This window comes from Angustibacter peucedani (assembly GCF_054779595.1).
Window position 1 is genome coordinate 1 of sequence record NZ_BAAGXY010000048.1, and the last position, 19,766, is coordinate 19,766.

The 19,766-nt window shown below is 75.9% G+C and carries 18 protein-coding genes; 4 read left to right on the forward strand and 14 right to left on the reverse strand.

Annotation, left to right across the window (positions count from 1 at the left end; genetic code table 11):
- Positions 1-357: hypothetical protein (locus ACYVJ4_RS10065; RefSeq protein ID WP_460459993.1), on the forward strand; the 357-nt coding region annotated here is incomplete at its 5' end.
- A 25-nt stretch (positions 358-382) separates the two neighbouring features.
- On the opposite strand, the gene ACYVJ4_RS10070 is transcribed toward ACYVJ4_RS10065, so the two are convergent.
- Genes ACYVJ4_RS10070 through lpdA form a run of 3 tightly spaced genes read right to left on the reverse strand, consistent with a single transcriptional unit; the run spans position 383 to position 4,724 of the window.
- Positions 383-1,267, reverse strand: coding sequence for a TIGR01777 family oxidoreductase (locus ACYVJ4_RS10070; protein ID WP_460459994.1), 885 nt, complete (start codon positions 1,265-1,267; stop codon positions 383-385).
- Positions 1,268-1,313: 46 nt separating this feature from the next.
- Entirely contained in the window at positions 1,314-3,278 is a 1,965-nt protein-coding gene (gene sucB / locus ACYVJ4_RS10075; RefSeq protein ID WP_460459995.1) for a 2-oxoglutarate dehydrogenase, E2 component, dihydrolipoamide succinyltransferase, read from the reverse strand.
- A gap of 60 nt (positions 3,279-3,338) precedes the next feature.
- On the reverse strand, positions 3,339-4,724 hold the full coding sequence (gene lpdA / locus ACYVJ4_RS10080) for a dihydrolipoyl dehydrogenase (RefSeq protein WP_460459996.1): 1,386 nt from the start codon (positions 4,722-4,724) through the stop codon (positions 3,339-3,341).
- A gap of 181 nt (positions 4,725-4,905) precedes the next feature.
- Here lpdA and ACYVJ4_RS10085 point away from each other — a divergent pair, with 181 nt between their 5' ends.
- Positions 4,906-5,250 carry an oxidoreductase gene (locus ACYVJ4_RS10085; protein WP_460459997.1) on the forward strand — a complete coding sequence of 115 codons (345 nt, stop codon included), beginning with the start codon at positions 4,906-4,908 and terminating at the stop codon, positions 5,248-5,250.
- 3 nt (positions 5,251-5,253) lie between these two features.
- Here the strand turns inward: ACYVJ4_RS10085 and ACYVJ4_RS10090 are convergent, their stop codons facing one another.
- The gene (locus tag ACYVJ4_RS10090; protein ID WP_460459998.1) at positions 5,254-5,952 is read right to left on the reverse strand and encodes a hypothetical protein; all 699 of its coding nucleotides are present in this window, start codon (positions 5,950-5,952) and stop codon (positions 5,254-5,256) included.
- 99 nt (positions 5,953-6,051) lie between these two features.
- Positions 6,052-7,575: a leucyl aminopeptidase gene (locus ACYVJ4_RS10095; protein WP_460459999.1), complete on the reverse strand. Its 1,524-nt coding sequence runs from the start codon at positions 7,573-7,575 to the stop codon at positions 6,052-6,054.
- 93 nt (positions 7,576-7,668) lie between these two features.
- Here ACYVJ4_RS10095 and gcvT point away from each other — a divergent pair, with 93 nt between their 5' ends.
- Positions 7,669-8,814 (forward strand): glycine cleavage system aminomethyltransferase GcvT, encoded by a 1,146-nt coding sequence (gene gcvT / locus ACYVJ4_RS10100; RefSeq protein ID WP_460460000.1) that lies wholly within the window; start codon positions 7,669-7,671, stop codon positions 8,812-8,814.
- A 12-nt stretch (positions 8,815-8,826) separates the two neighbouring features.
- On the opposite strand, the gene ACYVJ4_RS10105 is transcribed toward gcvT, so the two are convergent.
- Genes ACYVJ4_RS10105 through ACYVJ4_RS10145 form a run of 9 tightly spaced genes read right to left on the reverse strand, consistent with a single transcriptional unit; the run spans position 8,827 to position 19,099 of the window.
- Positions 8,827-9,441, reverse strand: a complete 615-nt coding sequence (locus ACYVJ4_RS10105) for an MBL fold metallo-hydrolase (protein ID WP_460460001.1) — start codon at positions 9,439-9,441, stop codon at positions 8,827-8,829.
- A 43-nt stretch (positions 9,442-9,484) separates the two neighbouring features.
- Positions 9,485-10,243: an adenosylcobinamide-GDP ribazoletransferase gene (locus ACYVJ4_RS10110; RefSeq protein WP_460460002.1), complete on the reverse strand. Its 759-nt coding sequence runs from the start codon at positions 10,241-10,243 to the stop codon at positions 9,485-9,487.
- Between the two features lie 10 nt (positions 10,244-10,253).
- Positions 10,254-11,321: a nicotinate-nucleotide--dimethylbenzimidazole phosphoribosyltransferase gene (gene cobT / locus ACYVJ4_RS10115; protein WP_460460003.1), complete on the reverse strand. Its 1,068-nt coding sequence runs from the start codon at positions 11,319-11,321 to the stop codon at positions 10,254-10,256.
- A complete protein-coding gene (locus ACYVJ4_RS10120) occupies positions 11,318-12,943 on the reverse strand; it encodes a bifunctional adenosylcobinamide kinase/adenosylcobinamide-phosphate guanylyltransferase (RefSeq protein WP_460460004.1) in 1,626 nt (541 codons plus the stop codon). Before ACYVJ4_RS10120 ends, cobT begins: the two co-directional genes overlap by 4 nt.
- Positions 12,943-13,791: an ECF transporter S component gene (locus ACYVJ4_RS10125; RefSeq protein ID WP_460460005.1), complete on the reverse strand. Its 849-nt coding sequence runs from the start codon at positions 13,789-13,791 to the stop codon at positions 12,943-12,945. The genes ACYVJ4_RS10120 and ACYVJ4_RS10125 overlap by 1 nt, the downstream gene beginning before the upstream one ends.
- Positions 13,788-15,443, reverse strand: coding sequence for an ABC transporter ATP-binding protein (locus ACYVJ4_RS10130; protein WP_460460006.1), 1,656 nt, complete (start codon positions 15,441-15,443; stop codon positions 13,788-13,790). Before ACYVJ4_RS10130 ends, ACYVJ4_RS10125 begins: the two co-directional genes overlap by 4 nt.
- A 1-nt stretch (position 15,444) precedes the next feature.
- Positions 15,445-16,542 (reverse strand): CbiQ family ECF transporter T component, encoded by a 1,098-nt coding sequence (locus ACYVJ4_RS10135; protein ID WP_460460007.1) that lies wholly within the window; start codon positions 16,540-16,542, stop codon positions 15,445-15,447.
- Between the two features lie 5 nt (positions 16,543-16,547).
- Positions 16,548-17,459 carry a hypothetical protein gene (locus tag ACYVJ4_RS10140; RefSeq protein WP_460460008.1) on the reverse strand — a complete coding sequence of 304 codons (912 nt, stop codon included), beginning with the start codon at positions 17,457-17,459 and terminating at the stop codon, positions 16,548-16,550.
- On the reverse strand, positions 17,456-19,099 hold the full coding sequence (locus ACYVJ4_RS10145; RefSeq protein ID WP_460460009.1) for a prenyltransferase/squalene oxidase repeat-containing protein: 1,644 nt from the start codon (positions 19,097-19,099) through the stop codon (positions 17,456-17,458). Before ACYVJ4_RS10145 ends, ACYVJ4_RS10140 begins: the two co-directional genes overlap by 4 nt.
- 377 nt (positions 19,100-19,476) lie before the next feature.
- On the opposite strand from ACYVJ4_RS10145, the gene ACYVJ4_RS10150 reads away from it, so the two are divergent.
- Positions 19,477-19,766 (forward strand): precorrin-2 dehydrogenase/sirohydrochlorin ferrochelatase family protein (locus tag ACYVJ4_RS10150; protein ID WP_460460010.1); only part of this gene is annotated, 290 nt, incomplete at its 3' end.

Genomic DNA, 19,766 nt, shown 5'->3' on the forward strand with positions numbered 1-19,766 from the left:
GTGGTCGCGGCTGCCTGCCGCGAGCGGGCCGCTGCCCTCGCCGCCGGTCGCGGCTCCACCGGCGCGGCCCCGGGCTCGGCGGCCGAGCGCGACGACCGGGAGGCGGTGGCGGCTCTGCGCTCGGCCGGGTTGCGCTACCGCGCGCTGCGCCTGGTCCCGCGGTCGGTACGGGTCGTGCGGCAGCAGGACGACCGGGCGGTGCTGGACGTCGTCGTCGACGCGTCCGCCTACGACGTCGTCACCCGCAGCGGCCGGGTGGTGCGGCACGTCGACGCCGCGCCGGGCCGCCGCAGCCGGCTCGACGTCGTCCGGACGGCGCGGGGATGGCAGGTCGCGGCGGCGAGCCGTCCCGGGTGAGCGCCCGGTCGAGGCGGTAGGTGGGTCAGCCCAGGGTCCAGCGGGCGGCCGAGTCGACGTCCGGGTGGGTGAAGGTGAAGCCGGCCTCGGTGAGCCGTCGCGGCAGCACGCGGTGGCTCGCCACGATCGACTCGGTGAACTGCCCGACGACGACGCGCAGCGCGAGCGTCGGCGCGGGCACGACCGCCGGACGGTGGGCCGCCCGCGCGAGGGCCTTCATCAGGTCGCGCTGGCGCGCGGGCTCGGGCGCGCAGTGGTTGACCGCGCCTGGCAGGTCGCCGTCGAGCAACCGGGTGATGGCGCGCACCTGGTCGGGCAGCGTGATCCAGCTCCACCACTGCCGTCCTGACCCGATGGGCCCGGCCAGCCCGAGCCGGATCAACGGCCGCAGCCGCTGCAGCACACCGCCCTCGCGCGAGAGCACCAGGCCAGAGCGGGTGTGCGAGACGGTGATCCCGGCGGCGCGGGCGGGGTCGGCCGCGGCCTCCCACGCCGTCGTGACGTCGGCCAGGAACCCGGTGCCGGTGGGCGACTGCTCGGTCATCGGCTCGTCGCTGTCGGGGTAGTGGTCGACACCCGACGAGCTGACCAGCACCCGCGGCACGGGGTCGAGCGCGGCCAGGGTGCGCGAGAGCAGGTCGGTGCTGTCGACGCGCGAGCGCAGGATCGTGCGCTTGTAGTCGTCGGTCCAGCGGTGGTCGCCGACGCCGGCGCCCGCCAAGTGGACGGCGGCCTCGACCCCGGCCAGGTCGGCCGGGTCGAGCCGACTGGACGACGGGTCCCACCGCACCTCGTGCGCGGCCTGCGGCGGCCGGCGCACCAGCGTCGTGACCTCGTGCCCGGCGGCGCGCAGGTGCGGCACGAGCGCCTGCCCGACCAGACCGGACGCACCGGTGACGACGACCTTCATGCGGTTCCCTCCCGAGCCGGGTGCCCGGCCCGGGAGGGTCGCGGGGTCAGAGCCCGAGGTCGGCCTCGAAGGCGCCTTCCTCGAGCCGGTCCTTCATCGCCACCAGGAAGCGGGCGGCGTCGGCGCCGTCCACGATCCGGTGGTCGTAGCTGAGCGCCAGGTAGACCATCGAGCGGATGGCGATCGTCTCACCGCCGTCGGAGTCCTGCACGACGACGGGTCGCTTCACGACCGCCCCCGTGCCGAGGATCGCGACCTGCGGCTGGTTGATGATCGGCGTGTCGAACAGCGCGCCCCGGCTGCCGGTGTTGGTCAGCGTGAACGTGCCGCCGCCGAGCTCGTCCGGCCCGATCTTGTTGCCGCGGGTGCGCTCGGCCAGGTCGGAGACCTTGCGGGCGATGCCGGCGATGTTGAGGTCGCCCGCGTCGCGGATCACCGGGACGATCAGGCCCTTGTCGGTGTCGACCGCGATGCCGAGGTTCTCCTGCGCGTGGTAGACGACGTCGTCGCCCTCCAGGCTGGCGTTGACCGTCGGGTGCGACTTCAGCGCCTCGACCGCGGCCTGGGCGAAGAACGGCAGGAACGACAGCTTGACGCCCTCGCGGGCGGCGAAGTCGTTCTTGGCGCGGTCGCGCAACCGGGCGATCTTGGTGACGTCCACCTCGATCACCGTGGTGAGCTGCGCGGAGGTCTGCAGCGACTCGACCATGCGCTGCGCGATGAGCCGCCGCAGACGGGTCATCTTCTCGGTCGTGCCGCGCTTGGCCGACACCCGGGCGGCGGCGCTCGCGCTGCCGCTGGGGGCGGTGGGCGTCGCGGCCGGAGCGGCCGCGGCAGCCGGCGCCGGGGCGGCCGCCTGCTCGGTCGCGGCCTTGGCGGCGGCTGCGGCGTCCAGGACGTCCTGCTTGCGCACGCGCCCGCCGACCCCGGTGCCGGTCACCGACGCGAGGTCGACGCCGTGCTCGGAGGCCAGCTTGCGCACCAGCGGCGTGACGTAGGCCGAGGCGTCGGGCGTGCCCTGCGCTGTGCCCTGCGAGGGCTCGGAGGGCTGGGACGGCTGGGACGGCTGGGACGGCGCCTGCGCGGTCGGCTGCTGCTGGGCGGCCTGCTGCGCGTCCGGGGCGGCCGGTGCGCTCGCGGCAGGGGTCGCCTGCGGAGCCGGCTCGGGGGTCGGCTCGGGCTCGGCCTGCTGCGGCTCGGCCTGCTGCTGGGGCTCCGGCTCGGCGGCCGGCTGCTCCTGGGCCGCCGGCTGCGCGTCGGTCGCGGCGTCGTCCGAGCCACCGCCGGACCCGCCGATCACGGCGAGGTCGGCGCCCACGGGGACGGTCTCGTCCTCGCCGACGAGCAGCTTGCTGACGGTGCCGGCGACCGGGCTGGGGATCTCGGTGTCGACCTTGTCGGTCGAGACCTCGAGCAGTGGCTCGTCGACCTCGACGGAGTCGCCCTCGGCCTTGAGCCAGCGGGTGACGGTGCCCTCGGTGACCGACTCGCCCAGCGCGGGCATGGTCACGGTCGTGCCGCCGCCGCCGCCGCCACCGCCGGACGACGGCTGCTGCGGCTCCTCCTGCTGCGGCTCCTCCTGCTGCGGCTCGTCCTGCTGCGCCTGCTCGGGCTCGGACGTCTCGGCGGTCGGCTCCTGCGCGGCCGACGGCTCGGCAACCTGCTCCGTCGGCTGCTCGGTGGCCTGCTCGGTGGCCTGCTGCTCGCCGCCGTCCGCCTGGCTCTCGGCCTGGTCCTGCTGGTCCTGCTGCTCACCGCCGCCCTCGGTCGCGGCGCCGTCACCGATCACCGCCAGGTCGGCCCCGACCGGCACGGTCTCGTCCTCGGCGACCAGCACCTCCTGCAGCGTTCCGGCCACCGGGCTGGGGATCTCGGTGTCGACCTTGTCGGTCGAGACCTCGAGCAGCGGCTCGTCGACCTCCACCTGCTCGCCGACCTGCTTGAGCCAGCGCGTCACGGTGCCCTCGGTCACGGACTCCCCGAGGGCCGGCATCTTCACCCGTTCGGACATCGGCTGCGTTCTCCTTCGTCGTGGTGCAGGTCGGGTCGTGCGGTGCTGCGGTGGGGCAGGTCAGGCGTGGACGTGCAGCGGCTTGCCGGCGAGCGCGAGGTGGGCCTCGCCCAGCGCCTCGTTCTGCGTCGGGTGCGCGTGGATGAGCTGGGCGACCTCCTCGGGGAAGGCCTCCCAGTTGACGATCAACGAGGCCTCGCCGACCTGCTCGCCCATCCGGGCCCCGACGGCGACGAACCCGACCACCGGGCCCTCCTTCTGGCGGATCAGCTTGACGAAGCCGGTGGTGCCGATGATCTGGCTGCGCCCGTTGCCGCCGAGGTTGTACTCGAACACCTGGACCTGGTCCTCGCCGTACTGCTCCTTGGCCTGCGCCTCGGTGAGCCCGACGGAGGCGATCTCGGGGTCGCAGTAGGTGACCCTGGGGATGCCCGAGTCGACCACCGGCACCGGCTGGAGCCCGGCGACCTCCTCGGCGACGAAGATGCCCTGGGCGAAGCCGCGGTGGGCCAGCTGCAGGCCCGGCACCAGGTCGCCCACGGCGAAGATGCCCTCGACGTTCGTGCGCAGACGCTCGTCGGTGGGCACGAAACCGCGGTCGACGGTGACGCCGACCTCCTCGTAGCCGAGCCCGGCCGACGACGGCCCGCGCCCCACGGCGACGAGCAGCAGGTCGGCACGGATCTCCTCGCCGCCCTCGAGCTGCACCGTCACGCCGGAGTCGTCCTGGGTGACGCCGCTGAACCGTACGCCGGTCTTGAACGCGATCTTGCGCTTGCGGAACGAGCGCTCGAGCACCTTGGAGGCCGCCTCGTCCTCGGCGGGGACCAGGTGCGGCAGCGCCTCGACGATGGTGACCTCGGCCCCGAAGGACTTCCAGACGCTGGCGAACTCGACCCCGATGACGCCGCCGCCGAGGACGACGACGCTGCTCGGCACGTGGTCGAGGGTGAGCGCCTGGTCGCTGGTGATGACCCGGCCGCCGAGCTCGAGGCCGGGCAGCGAGCGCGCGTACGAGCCGGTGGCCAGGACGACGTGGCGTCCCCTCACCTGGCGGTCGCCCACCTGCACCGTGTCCTTCGCGACGAGCTTGCCCTCGCCCTCGACCAGCGTGACGTGGTGGGCCTTGGCCAGGCCCTGCAGGCCCTTGTACAGCCGGCTGACCACCGAGTCCTTGTACGAGTTGACGCCGGGCATGTCGATGCCCTCGAAGGTCGTGCGCACGCCGTAGGCGGCTCCGTCGCGCGCGCCGTCGGCCAGCTCGGCCGCGTGCAGCAGGGCCTTGGTGGGGATGCAGCCGCGGTGCAGGCAGGTGCCGCCCAGCTTGTCCTTCTCGACGAGGGCGACGGACAGGCCCAGCTCGGCCGCCCGGAAGGCGCACGCGTAGCCGCCGCTGCCACCCCCGAGGATCACGATGTCGAAGACCTCGTCGGTGCTGTCGGCCACGTCGCCTGCTCCCTACGTGTGGTGCGCTGTGCGCTGCTGTCCGGTGCGGGCCCGCCGCTCGGTGGGCCGGGTGCCCATCCTGTCACCAACCGGGCACGGGCACGCAACGTGGTGCCCGGTGCCGTCGTGGGCACGGCACACTGGACCTCCGCACCGTCCCAGCAGCGCAGGAGGTCCCCCCGTGGCGTGGTTCCGTCGTCGTCGCGACCGTGGTCCGGCACCGGCCGCCGCCGGTCCGACCAAGGCCGACGTCGAGGCCGCCATGGCTCACCTGCAGCAGTTCGTCGCCACCCGGGTCGGCGTCGAGATGTACGTCGAGCCGCGCACCACGGTGACCCCGACGACCGTCGTCCTCGTGGCGACGACGGGGGAGTGGACCCGTCGGCGGATCAGCGGGCCCGAGGCAGCCGGCAAGCTCGCGCGCGAGCTCGGCGTGCCGGTGTACGACGTGCACCTGACCGGCTACCCGGCCCGGATGCGCGCCTGGACCTCCCAGCAGCGCCAAGGCGGCGCCGGCAGCGCCTGAGGCTCAGCCCTTGCCGTGGCCCTTGCCGTGGCCCTTGCCGTGGCCCTTGCCGTGGCCCTTCGAGGCCGCGCCGTCGTCGCCCTTCTCGCCCTTCGTGCCCTTGGCGTGGCCCTTGACGTGGCCCGTGCCGTGACCGCTCTCGGCGGCGGGAGCCTCGACCGGCTCCTGGGCCTGCGGCGTCTCGTCGTCCGCGCCGTCGTCGTCGGCGTGCTCGGCCGGGTGCTTGCCGCACGTGCTGTGCGCGGCCTCGCGGACGGCGGCGCCGTGCTCGCGCCCGGACGTGCTCTTGTCGCGAGCGACGGAGGACACGTAGGCGCCGTGGTTGCTGGCGCTGTCGCAGGCCGACGGGGTCGGCGCGGTCGTGGGGGTGCCGTCGTCGTCCGTGGTGGGGCTGGGCTCGGCGGCGTCGTCCGAGGCGTCGTCGTCCGCGGACCCGGTCGGCTCGGCGGTCTGGTCCGGTGCGTCGGTCGGTGCGTCGGTCGGCTCGTCGGTCGGCTCTGCGGTGGCCGGGTCGGTCGGCGACCCGGTCGTGGTGGCGGTCGCGGTCACCGACGGCAGGTCGGCGCCGTCGGCGGCGAGGGACGACGGCCCGAGCCCGGCCTGGGTCGCCGCCATCGCGCCGCCGGCGCCGATGAGGACGGCGGCGGCCGCGACGGCCACGACCTTGGACTGGGCGAGCAGGAAGTCGATCGGACGACGCACGGCGGGCTCCCGAGGGCAGGTGCCGTCGGGCGACGGCACCTGGCTATCGACGCAGCGTGAGCGCCCGTTACGCCGCTGCCGTCGCGTCGCCCGATCGGCTCAGCCGGCGGCGACCTGCTCGGCCAGCCCGACGAGGGTGCGCACCGCGTGCCCGGTACCGCCCTTGTGCGTGTAGCCCCAGGCCGCGCCCTCGTTGTACGACGGCCCGGCGATGTCGAGGTGCGCCCACGGGATCTTGCCCTCGCCGTCGGCGCGGTCGCCGACGAACTCCTGCAGGAACAGGCCCGCGACGAGCATGCCGCCCATCCGCTCGCCCATGTTGGCGATGTCCGCGACCTGCGAGTCCATGCTCGAGCGCAGCTCGACCGGCAGGGGCATCGGCCACATCGTCTCGCCGACCTGCCCGGCGACGTCGTGGATCTGCGCGCGCAGGGCGTCGTCGTTGGACATGATCGCGGCGTAGCGGTGGCCCAGCGCGAGCACCTGGTGCCCGGTGAGCGTCGCGACGTCGACGATCGCGTCCGGGTGCTCCTCGCTGGCGGCGACGATCGCGTCGGCCAGCACCAGCCGGCCCTCGGCATCGGTGTTGAGCACCTCGACCGTGCGGCCGCCGTAGGTCGTCAGGACGTCGGACGGACGCTGCGCCGTGCCGGACGGCATGTTCTCGGCGAGGGGCACCCAGGCGGTGACCCGCACCTTGGCGCGCAGCCGGGCCAGGGCCAGCACCGCGCCGATGACGGCGGCGCCGCCGGCCATGTCGGACTTCATGGTCTCCATGCCGAGCGGCGGCTTGAGCGAGATGCCGCCGGTGTCGAACGTGATGCCCTTGCCGATCAGGGCCAGGTGCTTCTTGGCGCCGCGCGGCGCGTACGAGACCTTGACCAGCCGCGGCGGGCGGCTCGAACCCAGGCCGACGCCGAGGATGCCGCCGTAGCCGCCCTTGGCCAGCTGCTTCTCGTCGAGCACCTCGACCTTGACCGGGTGCTGCTTGGCCGCGGCCACGACCGCGTCGGCGAACGCCGCTGGCGGCAGGTCGCCGGGCGCGGTGTTGACCAGGTCGCGCACCAGCGTCACGGAGGTCGCGAGCTCCTGGGCCCGGGAGGCAGCGGCGTTGGCCGCCTTGTCCTTGGCCAGCGCCGTCAGCACGAAGACCTCGCCGAGCGGCGCCTTGACGTCGCCGACGGTGCGCACGCGGTGCCGGGTGAAGGCGTAGGCGCCCAGCAGGGCGCCCTCGGCCACGGCGGCCAGCTGCTCGACGTCCGCCGCGGGGAGGGCGAAGCCGGCCGAGCCGGTGCCGGCGAGCTGGCGGGACGCCGCCCCCGCGGCCCGGCGCAGCGTCTCGGCCGGGTAGCCGGCGCGGCGGCCGGTGACGGCCTTGCCCAGCCCGGTGAGCGCGATCGTCGTCGCGGCGACGTCCTTGCCCGCGGGGATGCGGACGACCTGGTCGGCCTCGCCCGTGACGCCGAGCGCGGCGAGGGTCCCGGCGAGGGACGAGCGCACGCCGCGCGGCAGCGCGACGCCCTCGACCAGCACGGGGCCGTCGTCGCCCTTCGCGACCGCCACCACGAGGGTGTCGACGGAGAGCGACTTCGGGTCCTTGTCCGACAGGCTGAGGGACGTCACGGCGGTCCTTCCGGTGGAGGCGGGGGATCGGGTCGCGATCCGCGGTCGATGCTAGACGTCGCGCCGCCCGGGGTGGGCGATAGGTTGCGCCCCATGGCTGAGACGACCTCGTCCGACGGCGCGACGACGCCCGAGCTGCTGCGCTCGCCCCTGCACGACCGGCACGTCGCGGCGGGCGCGAAGACGGCCGACTTCGGCGGCTGGCTGATGCCGATCGAGTACGCCGGCGGCGGTGTCGTCGCCGAGCACACCGCCGTGCGCGAGAAGGTCGGGCTGTTCGACGTGAGCCACCTCGGCAAGGCCACCGTGCGCGGGCCCGGAGCGGCCGACTTCGTGAACGCGACGCTGTCGAACGACCTCGGCCGGATCGCGCCCGGGCAGGCGCAGTACACGCTGTGCTGCGACGCGTCCGGTGGCGTCGTCGACGACCTGATCGTCTACCTGCGGGCCGACGACGACGTCCTGCTCGTGCCGAACGCCGCCAACACGGCCGAGGTCGTGCGCCGGTTGCAGGCCGAGGCGCCCGAGGGCGTGGAGGTCGCCGACGCCCACCGCGACCTCGGCGTGCTCGCGGTGCAGGGCACCCTCAGCGACGAGGTGCTCGACGCGCTCGGCCTGCCGTCCGGCCACGACTACATGTCGTTCGTGGACGCCGAGTGGCAGGGCAGCCCGGTCGTGGTGTGCCGCACCGGGTACACGGGCGAGCGCGGCTACGAGCTGCTGCCGACCTGGGAGGCCGCACCCGCGCTGTGGGACGCGCTGGTCGAGGCGGTCGAGGCGCAGGGCGGACGCCGGGCCGGTCTCGGCGCGCGCGACACGCTGCGCACCGAGATGGGGTACCCGTTGCACGGCCACGAGCTCTCGCTCGACATCTCGCCGGTGCAGGCGCGCTCGGGCTGGGCCGTCGGCTGGAAGAAGCCGGCGTTCTGGGGGCGCGACGCGCTCGTCGCCGAGAAGGAGGCCGGCGCCGCCCGCCAGCTGTGGGGTCTGCTCGCGCTCGAGCGCGGCATCCCGCGCGACGGCTGCGACGTCCGGCGGGCCGGCGAGGGCGAGCAGCCCGTCGTCGGCCGGACGACGTCCGGCACCTTCTCGCCGACGCTGAAGCAGGGCATCGCGCTGGCCCTGCTCGACCGCGCGGTCGCGGCGGACGACGAGGTCGTGGTCGACGTCCGGGGACGCGGGGTGCGGTGCCGCGTGGTCAAGCCGCCGTTCGTCGAGGTCCAGACCCGCGGCGCGTAGCCGCGCCCGGCGTCAGCGCTCGAGCAGCCGGTCGAGCGCGCCCCACGGGTCCTCGAGCTCGGGCCCGTGCGACAGCAGCACCCGCGCGCCGCGCAGCTCCAGCAGCCGGTGCAGCGACCGCTCCGCCTCCTCGGGGTCCGCGGTGAACATCTCCGGACCCCGGCGCAGCTGTCCGTCGACCACCCCGAGGCAGTCCGACGCGAGCAGCACGCCGCGGTCGTCGTCCACCAGGCTGAGGTGGCCGGGCGTGTGACCGGGGGTCGCGAACGCGCGCAGCGACCCGACGCGCTCGCCGTCGAGCAGCGGCGACGTGCCCGGGACCTCGTCGAGCGGGTGGGCGTGCACCGTGGCCCTGGGCGCCTGGCGCCGGACGTGGTCGAGCGCCCCGGTGTGGTCCGGGTGGTGGTGCGAGACGACCACGTCGGTGACGTCGGACCACGCGGCCCCGGCGGCGGCCAGCGCCGCGTCGAGCGCCGAGCCCGAGGCGTCCATCCCGGTGTCGACCAGCACCAGCCCGGTCGGACCGGGCACGAGGAACGCGCGGACGTCGATCACCACGGGATCTGGTCCGAGCGCGCCGGCGGGGATCTCGTGCTGCATCGGGACCTCGACCACCGCGTCGCTCATGCCCGCACGCTAACCACCGGTCGGCGACGGGGGAAGGGTCTCGTCAGCCGGCGACGGCGAGGACGGCCAGGGCGGCCGCGAGGGACAGCTCGACGACCGCGCCGAGGACGTCGCCGGTCACGCCGCCCACGCGCCGCACGCACCGGCGCAGGACGACGCCCGTGACGGCGAGCGCGCCCGCGACCGCCGCCGGACCGACCCACCACGCCGCGTCGTCCAGCCCGGTTGCCGCGGTGGTGACCGCCGTGACGGCCAGGACCACCCCGACGACGACCCCTCGCGGCACCGTGCCGGCCACCGCCGCACCGAGCCCGTCGGGCCGCGCCGACGGCACCCCCCGAGCGCACGCGACCGCCAGCAGGCCGCGCGAGACGAGCACGGTCGCCCCCACCAGCCACGGCCGATCGGCCAGTGCCGCAACGGATCCCGCCTGGACGAGCAGCACCAGCACCAACGTCGCAGCCCCGGCCGGACCGACGTCCCCGGTGCGCATCACGGCCAGCGCGCGCTCCCGGTCGTGGCTCGCGGCGAGCCCGTCCGCCGTGTCGGCGAGGCCGTCGAGGTGCAGCCCGCGCGACGACAGCGCGAGGACGCCGAGCGCCACGGCGGCCACGAGCAGCGGGGGAGCGTCGAGCACCGTCCCGGCCCGGCAGAGCAGCCCGACCGCCACCGCCGACGGCAGGACGACCAGCCAGCCGAGCGACATCGCCACGCCGGCCACCGCGCGGTCGACGCGCGCCGGCGGCGGCACGCGCAGCACGGTGAGCGTGCCGACGGCGAGCCGCAGCCCGTCGAGCACCATCAGCCGCAGGTCACGTCGCGTCGAGCGGCAGCAGGTCGGCGAGCAGCGCCATCTCGGCGGTCATCGCCTGCGCCGCCCGCAGCACCGGCAGCGCGGTGAGCGCCCCCGTGCCCTCGCCGAGCCGCATGCCGAGGTCGAGCACCGGCTCGAGGCCGAGCACGTCGAGCACCCGGTGCTGCGCGGGCTCGGTCGAGCGGTGCCCGGCCAGCCACCAGTGGCTCGCGCTGTCGGCCAGGCGTCGTCCGACCAGGGCGCAGGCGCACGACACCACGCCGTCGAGCAGCACGGGCGTGCGGCGAGCCGCGGCCTGCACCAGGAAGCCCGTCATCGCTGCGGTGCAAGCACTTCCGACCGTGCGCAGCACCGCGAGCGGGTCCTCGCGCACCGGCCGTGCGCGGAACGTGGCGTCGCGCAGCGCGGCGACCTTGCGCGCCCAGGCGACGTCGTCGACCCCGGTGCCCGTGCCGACGACGTCGAGCGGGCTCAGCTGCAGCAGCACCGCCACCAGCGCGGAGGCCACCGTCGTGTTGCCGATGCCCATGTCACCTGCGACCAGCAGGTCGGCGCCCGCGTCGACCTCCTCGTCGGCGACGGCCACGCCGGCGGCGAACGCGGCCTCGACCTCGTCCTGCGTCAGCGCGTCCTCGACGTCGATCGCCCCGGAGCCGCGCCGCACCTTGTGCGCGGTGACGGCGGCCGGCAGGTCGGACAGGTCGGCGTCGACGCCGAGGTCGAGCACCCGCACGGTGGCGCCGTGCAACCGGGCGAGGGCGTTGACGCCCGCCCCACCGCTGACGAACGTGCGCACCATCGCGGCGGTCACCTCGGGCGGGTAGGCCGAGACCCCCTCGCGCGCGATGCCGTGGTCGCCGGCGAACACCACGACCCGGACGTCGTCGAGCGGCCGCGGCGGGCTCGCCCCCTGCACGCCGGACAGCCAGATCGCGAGCTGCTCGAGCCGGCCCAGCGATCCGGTGGGCTTGGCCAGGCCGTCCAGCCGCAGCCGGGTGTCGCTCGCCGCCTCGACGTCGCGCAGGCCGATCGCGGACCGCAGGGCCTCCAGGTCGACCGGGCTCATGCGGTGTCCTGCTCCAGGGTCTCGAGGGAGTCGTGCTCGGTCAGGTCGACGACACGGTGCAGGCCACGACCCGGCGGCAGCGGCGGGACGGCGTCCAGCACCGCGGTGGTCTCGACGTCCGGCCGCCCGGACGAGAGCCCGGACGACGAGAGGCCGGCGAGGTCGATCGGCAGCGGTTCGTCGACGACGGCCGGGCTGACCGACGGCCCCACCGCGCCGAGCGCCTCGAGCGCCGCGAGGTCGAGCGTGCGGCCGGCGACGACGAGCAGCACGCGCTCGCTGGCCGCGGCGATGCGGGTGTTGAGCCGGCCGAGCTGGTCGCGGAAGACGCGCCCGCTCCAGGTGGGCGGCACGACACCGGCCCCCACCTCGTTGCTGACGGCCACCACGGGGTGCTGCGCGGCGTGCCAGGCCTCGACGAGCGCGTCGACGTGCCGGTCCACGGCCTCCTGCCAGCCCGGCGCCTCGTCCCAGGCGCCGCAGCGCTGGAGCACGCTGGTCAGCCACATGCTGAGGCAGTCGACCACCACCGGGCCGTCGGCCCCGCGCAGCACGGCGCCGATGTCGGTGGTCTCGAGCGTCGTCCAGTGCCGCGGACGACGGGCCCGGTGCCGGGCGACCCGCTCGGCCCACTCGGCGTCGTCGCCGTCCGGCACGTACCCCGTCGCGACGTAGGTGACGGCGGCGTCCGCGGCGAACAGCTGCTCGGCCACGGTGGACTTGCCCGAGCGGACGCCGCCGAGCACCAGGGTGCGGCGGCGGTCGTCGGCCGGTGCCCCACCCGACGTCGCGTCGGCCATGACCGCCGCGCGCAGCGCCGCCCGGTCGAGCTCGAAGGCGTGCCCGTCGTCGACGACCTGCACGCCCCAGGCCGCCAGGCGCGGGCGCAGGTCGGCCGGGCTGTGGTGCGACAGGTGGACGGCCGCGACAGCGGTGTGCCGGGTGACGGCCCGGGCGCCGCGCAGGCGCACCATCTGGTCTGCGAACGTCTGCAGGTCGAGGTGCGCGTCGCTGGTGGGCGCTCCCGGGCCGCGGCGGTCGCCGAAGGTCGCCTCCATCAACACCAGGTCGTAGGCGGCGTCCGCGGTGGCCGAGATCGTGTGCTCGGGCAGCGGACCGGTGTCGGTGGCGTAGAGCAGGCGCTCGCCACCGGGACCGGTGACGTCGTAGACGACCGACTCCTCCTCGCCGTGCGCCGCCGCGAGCACGCGCACGGCGTAGCCGTCGGCCTCGACGAGGTCGCCGGGCAGCACGGCGCGCCAGAGCACGGGGTCGCCCGGGCCGACCCACTGGCACCACGTGGCGATAACGGTCTGCGGACCGACGACAGTGATCGGCTCGGTGCGCCCGGCCCAGGCCCGCGACAGCAGGGCCATCGGCGCGCTGTGGTCGGGGTGGTCGTGCGTCACCAGCACGTGGGTGACGCCGCGCAGGCCCTCGTCGTGGCGCAGGGCGGACCGCGGCGTCTCGGGCCCGCAGTCGAGCAGCAGCTTGCCGTCGACCAGCGCGGACGTCGGCACGCGCAGCTGGCCGGTGGCCTGGGCCTGCAGGCAGGAGGCGCAGTCGCAGAACGCGTTCGGCCAGCCGTCGGCGGACCCCGTGCCCAGCAGCCGCACCCGCATCAGCGCACGGCTCCGGCGGGGGTCGGCCCGACGACGTCCGGGAGGGTGGGGGTCGGCGGCTCGAACCGCACCGGCGCCTCGAACGCCGCGCGTCGCGCCGCCCGTCGCAGCGCGGCCAGCACGGCCTTGCCGGTGACGAGCACGAGCACCACGTTGGTGAGGGCGCGCCCGAGGTCCCAGCCCAGGGAGGTGGTGACCGAGAAGACGGCGAACCGGTGCAGGTTCGTCAGCAGCGGGTCGCCGGGGACGAACGACAGCGCGGTCGTCGGCCCGGCGCCGAACGGCCAGAACGACAGGTTGAGCGCGATGCCGTAGAGCAGCCCGGCCAGAGCGCCGTACGCCGCGAGCAGCGCCAGCTCGACCCGGCCGGTGGCGCGCGGCAGCAGGCCCGCGCCCAGCCCGACCCACGCCGCGCCGAGCATCTGGAACGGCAGCCACGGCCCGACCCCGCCGGTGATCAGCGCGGACGCGAACAGCGTCACCGCGCCCAGCACGAAGCCGAAGCCCGCGCCGAAGACCCGCCCGCCCAGCACCAGCAGGAAGAACACCGTCTCGAGCCCGGCGGTGCCGGCGCCCAGCGGTCGCAGCGCCGCGCCGACCGCGCTCAGCACCCCGAGCATCGCGACGGCCTTGGTGTCGAGCCCGCCCTCGCTGATCTCGGCGAGCACCACGGCCAGCAGCAGCGGCAGCACCAGGGCGAAGACCAGCGGTGCGTCGGTGCCGTGCGCGATGGCCGCGTCGCTGTCGACCAGCAGCGGCCAGCCGAAGGCCGCGACGCCGACCAGCGACACCAGCGCGACGGCCAGGGTCGAGCGCGGGTGCAGCGCGATCGCCCGCACGCCGGTCACGAGGCCGTCCCCAGCGGCAGCGCGTCGACGACCGCGCCGACGGTCAGCCACGGCTCGGGGGCGAGCACCTTGGCCACCTGCGGCGCGAAGGCGGGGGAGGCCACCACGACCTCGGCCGTGGGTCCGTCGGCCACGACGTCGCCCTCGGCCAGGACGACGACGCGGTCGGCCGTCTCGGCGACGAACTCGACGTCGTGCGTCGACAGCAGCACGCTGCGTCCCTGCGCGGCGAGCTCGTGGACGACGTCGCGCAGGCCGCGCTTGGCCGTGTAGTCCAGCCCGCGGGTCGGCTCGTCCAGCAGCACCACGGCGGGGTCGGCGGTCAGCTGCACCGCGAGGACGAGCGAGAGCCGCTGGCCCTCGGACAGGTCGCGGGGGTGCTGCTGCGGGGCGATGCCGGGCGCGATCCGCTCGAGCAGCGCGGCGCACGTGCCGCCCGGGCGCTCGCTCTCGACGTCCGCCTGGTGGCACTCGGCGGCCACGGACTCGAGGTAGAGCAGGTCGCCGGGCTGCTGCGGCACCAGGCCGACCAGGGCGCGGGCGCGCGCGGGCGACAGCCCCGCCGGGTCGACGCGCGACCCTTCGTCGTCCACCGTCACCGAGCCACCTGTGCGCCGACCGGACCCCTGCAGCGCCCACAGTAGCGACGACTTGCCCGATCCGTTGCGACCCATGAGCGCGGCGACCTCGCCGTGTCGCAGGTCGAGGTCGACGCCGCGGACGGCGATCGTCCCGGGGTACCGGACGACGACCCCGCGCGCCTGCACGGCGGGTGACGGGACGCTCACGGAGCGGGCCGGGACCGGCTCGGCGACCGGCGCCGGCCGGGCTTCTGCGAGAGCGCGGCGCAGCGGACCGGCTGCCCGGCGGGCGTCGCGCACCGACAACGGCAGCGGCTCCCATCCGGCCCAGCGGCCGAGCTCGACGACGGGCGGCGCGACGGTCGAGGTGGTCATCTGCTCGGCCGGGTCGCCGGTGCGCACGTGGCCGTCGCGGTCGACGTGCACCAGCCGGTCGGCGTACTGCAGCACCCGCTCGACCCGGTGCTCGGCCAGCAGCACCGTCACGCCGAGGTCGTGCACGAGCCGGGTGATCGCGGCGAGCACCTCCTCGGCGCCGGTCGGGTCGAGCGCGGACGTCGGCTCGTCGAGCACCAGCACCCGCGGGTGGGTGGTCAGCACCGAGCCGATGGCGACCCGCTGCTGCTGGCCGCCCGACAGGTCGCGCAGCGGTCGGTGCCGCAGGTCGGCGATGCCGAGCAGGTCGAGCGTCTCCTCGACCCGCTGGCGCATGACGTCGGTCGGCAGGGCGAGCTGCTCCATGCCGTAGGCGAGCTCCTCCTCGACCGTGTCGGTGACGAAGCCGGCGAGCGGGTCCTGCCCGACGACGCCGACGACGTCCGCGAGGTCGCGCGGCCGGTGGGTGCGGGTGTCGCGGCCGAGCACGGTCACCCGCCCGGCCAGCGTGCCGCCGGTGAAGTGCGGCACCAGCCCGTTGACGGCGCCGAGCAGCGTGGACTTGCCCGAGCCCGTGCGGCCGACGACCAGGCACAGCTCGCCCTCGCCGACGACGAGGTCGACCTGGCGCAGCGCCGGCCTGGCGGCGCCGGCGTAGGTCACGCTGACCTGCTCGAAGACGACGGCGGGGTCCACGTCAGCCACCCTCTCGCGGCACGGCCGGGCGCGGAGGAGCGGGGGCCAGGACGGCGGGCAGCGCGGCCACGAGCAGCCCGACCACGGCCAGCAGCGGAAGGGACGGCGGGCCCAGCGGCGACAGCGGCAGGACGGCGCCCTCGGGGTCGGTGCGTGCGGAGACGAGCAGCGTCGCGGCCGCCACGACACCGCACGCCGCGGTGGCCCACTCCGGGGCGCGCCACGGGTCCGGCCGGTAGGTGCTGCGCTCGACCCGTCGTCCGCCGAGCACCAGCCCCGCGCACGCGAGCGCGAGCCCGGCCAGCAGCACCGGCACGCCGAGCGCGGCCGGGCTGGAGGTGTCGAGCAGCCCGTAGGTGCCCACGCACCCGCCGAGCAGGCCGGTGAGCACCAGCGCGGACGTCGTCCGGCGGGCGGCGGCGGAGACGTGCTCGAGCCGGCCGTAGCCGCGCGAGTCCATGGCGGCGGCCAGCAGCAGCGAGCGGTCGAGGGTGTCCTGCAGCACCGGCAGCGCCACCCGCGCCACCGACCGGATGCCGCGGGCGGCGTCGCCGCGCAGCCGACGCGCGCGGCGCACGCGCAGGACGCTCTCGGCCAGCTGCGGCGCCACGGTGACCGACACGACGACGGCGACTCCGACCTCGTGCAGCGCGCCGGGGAGCGTGCGCAGCAGGCGCTTGGGGTTGGCGAGGGCGTTGGCGGCGCCGATGCAGGCGATGATCGCGGCCAGTCGCAGCCCCTGCACGGCCGCGAACAGCAGGCCCTCGAGGTAGAGCGGTCCGCCGAGCTGGATGCCGGCCGCCCACGACGGCAGGTCCGCGCGGGGCAGGTCGACCAGCAGGTGCGTGCCGACCTTCAGGCCGACCACGACGTGCAGCAGCAGGCGCAGCACGACGATCGCCAGGCCGAGCAGCAGGTACAGGCGGTAGGCGCGCGACCAGGGGTCGTCGCCGCGCCGCGACACCACGACCAGCGCGCTGACCGCGACGCCGAGGGCGAGCAGCAGCGGGTTGGTCGTGGTGCTGACGGCGACGGCCAGGCCGAGCGCCCACAGCCACCAGGCTGCCGGGTGCAGCCCTCGGGGCAGGCGCTCGGCCACGCGCGTCAGGCGTCCAGGCGCCGCCGCCGCCAGGCCACCGCGGCGACCGCGGCGCCCAGCGCGACCACCAGGACGATCCCGACCAGCAGGCCGGTACGGCTGCTGGTCGCCTCGTTCGACGACACCGGGGCGCTGCGGTCGAGCGGCACCGAGTCGGTCGGCGAGGGCCCGCCGGACGTCGGCGTGGTGCCGGGAACGACGCCGCCGGTGGCGGTCGCCGGACCCGTCGTCGAGGGGTCGCTCGTCGCCGTGGCACCCGGCGCGGTCGTCGCCGCCCCGGTCGGGTGCTGCCGCGTCGTCGACCCGCCCGAACCACCAGAGCCACCCGAGCCCTTCGACCCGCCCCTGGACCCGCCCGAGCCACCAGAACCGCCCGAGCCCCCCGTGCCGCTCGTGCGGGTCGTCGTGCTCGACGGCCGGTGCGTCGTGGTGCTCGTCGACGGCTTGGGCTTCGGCGCGGCCTTGGCCGGCGGCGAGACGCCGGGCTTGCCGCCCGACCCGAACGCCCAGCCCTCGACCGAGCCCGGCGCCGGGTTGTACGACCCCGCACCGGTGGTGCTGTACGACCACGACCCGCCGCGCGGGGCGTGCCAGTACGACCAGTAGGCGCTCGCGGGCGGCGTCTTGACGCAGCTCGTCGAGGGCTTGCTGTTGATCTGGCAGACGAAGCCGGGCTGGGTCTGCACCTGGGTCACGCTGAACCCGGCCGCCGACAGCGCCGACAACCCGGACGCCGGGTCGCCCGGCGCGCACGCCGTCACGACGCCGCCGCCCGCGCTGCCGAAGTCGACGACGACGGTGACGCCGGTCGTGCCCGAGCAGGCCGCGGCCTGCGCCGGGGTGGCCAGCACGACGCCGCCGGTCAGCGCCGCCACCGAGGCGACGACCAGGGCGAGAGCCTGCGCGACGCGCCTCATGCGTGCTCACCGCGCGAGGTCCGACGACGCGCCAGGACGACGGCCGCCGTGCCGAGCAGCACCAGGCCGAGGCCGGTCAGCGCCACGGGGAGCACCTCGGCGCCGGTCATGGCCAGCTCGCCCGAGGCCGGGTCGACCGCCGGGGCGGCCTCCTGCGACGTCGTGCCCGTGCCCGAGCCGCCCGCCGACGTCCCGGTCGACGACGTCGTCGTGGACGGCGAGGTCGTCGTGGTCGTCGACGCAGCGCAGGCCAGCGTCGGGGCGTTGGCGTCGGCGCCGACCGCGGTCACGACGCCGAGCGGCGTCCCGGCGACGGCGAGCGCCGCCTGGGCGGTCGAGCGGCGGTCCTGGTCGTCGGGGGTCGCCGCACCGTTCTTGGCGTCCTGCGCGTCGTAGGAGTCCTGGTTGTAGGCGATGCCGCCGCGCAGCGCCGCGGGGAAGCCGCAGCCGTACTGCAGGCCCTTGACGTAGGCGACCGCCTTGCGGGCCTGCGCCGTCCGACCGCCGGCCAGGAGCGCCTGGCCGGCCAGGCCGGTGCTGTTGGCGTTCTCGGCCTCGGTGGTCGTGCCGCCGCCGAAGCCGCCGTCGGAGCCCTGCCGGCCGGCGAGCCAGGTCAGGCCCTTGACCACCGAGGCGGCACCGGTGCCCTTGGCGGCGATGAGCGCCTGCAGGGCGAGGGAGGTGCTGTCGGGGTCGGCCGTGGTGTCGTCCGCGCAGGCTGCGGCACCCTCGGTCAGGCGGAAGCCGCCGGCCGGGCACTGCTGGAGCTCTAGGAACGCCACGGCCTGTGCCGACGCGCCGGCGCCGGCGCGCTCGAGACCGAGCACGGCGAACGACTGGCCGAACGTGTTGGAGTAGTCGGCGCCCGACACCATCGGGTCGAAGGTGTCCTGGAAGCGACCGCTCGGCTGCTCGAGGGCCTCGAGCTCGGCGACGAGGTCGACGCCGCCGAACGCCGCCGGGTCGACCTGCTGGGCGACGGCCGCGTTGAGGGTCTTGGCGATCGGGCCGACGTAGCGCTCGCCGGCGCCGCCGTAGTCGATGCCGCTGATGTAGCTGCGCACGTGGTCGGCCACGTACTGCGTGGCGGTGCTCGCGGCGTCCTGGCCGACGCCCGAGGCGTCCAGGGCCAGCACGGCGTCGAGCGTCAGGCCGTAGTCGGGGTACTGCACGCCGCCGAACTCGGTGAAGAAGTGGCCGCCGCTGGCCGCGAGCTGGCGGGCCAGGTAGCCGCCGGCGACCTCGGCCGGGTCGGTCGAGGTGCCCGGACCGGCGGCCGCGCGCAGGCCGTACGAGCGGGCGAACCCGCCGTCCGGGACGCCGGTCGTCGTGGCGGTGCCGCCGGACGTCGTCGGGTGCGCCGGAGTCGTCGGCGCGGTGGTCGGGGCCGTCGTGGTGCTCGGGCTGGTCGTGCTGCTCGAGGACGACGGGCTCGCGGTGCCGGTCGGGCTGGTCGTGCTGCTCGAGGACGACGGGTCGCCGGTCGCGGTGGCCGTGGCCGTCGCGGTCGCCTCGGTGGTGGTCGCCTCGGTGGTGGGGCTGGTCGTGGCGGCCGACGCCGGGCCGGCCCCCACGAGCAGCGCGGCGAGGGCCAGGGCGGCCCCCGACGTGACCCGGGTGCGGGTGGTGGTGCGGGACATGGGTGGTGCCTCTCGGGAGCGGTCCGCGACAGAATCCGGCGCCCGTGGACACGCGAACGCCCTCGTCCCCAGGGTGGGACGAGGGCGGGCACGGATCGACGTGATCCGGGCTCCGCCCCGTAGACCTCGACGGTTCGAAGGAGCCGCTCGCGGTCACCAGGCGTTCCGGCTCGCCGCCCGGGGGCGGCCTACGGTTGCGGGTCAGCGCCGGCATCTGACCGGCTTCCCCTGGATCTCGCGTGTGGGTACTGCGCGCGCCAGCGTAGCCGACGTCCGGGTGCGGCGGCGCCGTCCGGGCCGTGACGCCCACCACCCCCGCTCCGGCGGGGGCCGCGGTCCGCCACCATGGAGGTCCGCCCGCCCACGAAGGAGCTGCCGTGACCTCGCATGAGGACCCGTCGCCGCACCTGGTCGGCCTGCGCCTGCGGGGCCGCCGCGTGCTGGTCGTCGGCGGTGGCTCGGTGGCGCTGCGGCGGGTGCCCGCGCTGCTCGAGGCGGGTGCGGACGTCGTGCTGGTCGCCCCGCTCGTGCTGCCCGCCCTGGACGACCTGGCGGCCCGCGGCCAGCTGCGCTGGGAACCGCGCCCCTACCGGGACGCCGACGTCGACGACGCCTGGTTCGTGCTGGCGTGCACCGACGACCCCGCGGTCAACGAGGCCGTGGTCGC

Excerpts from the sequence above, each read along its gene's own strand:
- ACYVJ4_RS10070 (WP_460459994.1), bottom strand. The coding sequence starts at position 1,267 with ATGAAGGTCGTCGTCACCGGTGCGTCCGGTCTGGTCGGGCAGGCGCTC.
- ACYVJ4_RS10140 (WP_460460008.1), bottom strand. The coding sequence starts at position 17,459 with ATGAGGCGCGTCGCGCAGGCTCTCGCCCTGGTCGTCGCCTCGGTGGCG.
- gcvT (WP_460460000.1), top strand. The coding sequence starts at position 7,669 with ATGGCTGAGACGACCTCGTCCGACGGCGCGACGACGCCCGAGCTGCTG.
- ACYVJ4_RS10145 (WP_460460009.1), bottom strand. The coding sequence starts at position 19,099 with ATGTCCCGCACCACCACCCGCACCCGGGTCACGTCGGGGGCCGCCCTG.
- cobT (WP_460460003.1), bottom strand. The coding sequence starts at position 11,321 with ATGAGCCCGGTCGACCTGGAGGCCCTGCGGTCCGCGATCGGCCTGCGC.
- sucB (WP_460459995.1), bottom strand. The coding sequence starts at position 3,278 with ATGTCCGAACGGGTGAAGATGCCGGCCCTCGGGGAGTCCGTGACCGAG.
- ACYVJ4_RS10110 (WP_460460002.1), bottom strand. The coding sequence starts at position 10,243 with ATGGTGCTCGACGGGCTGCGGCTCGCCGTCGGCACGCTCACCGTGCTG.
- ACYVJ4_RS10105 (WP_460460001.1), bottom strand. The coding sequence starts at position 9,441 with ATGAGCGACGCGGTGGTCGAGGTCCCGATGCAGCACGAGATCCCCGCC.
- ACYVJ4_RS10120 (WP_460460004.1), bottom strand. The coding sequence starts at position 12,943 with ATGCGGGTGCGGCTGCTGGGCACGGGGTCCGCCGACGGCTGGCCGAAC.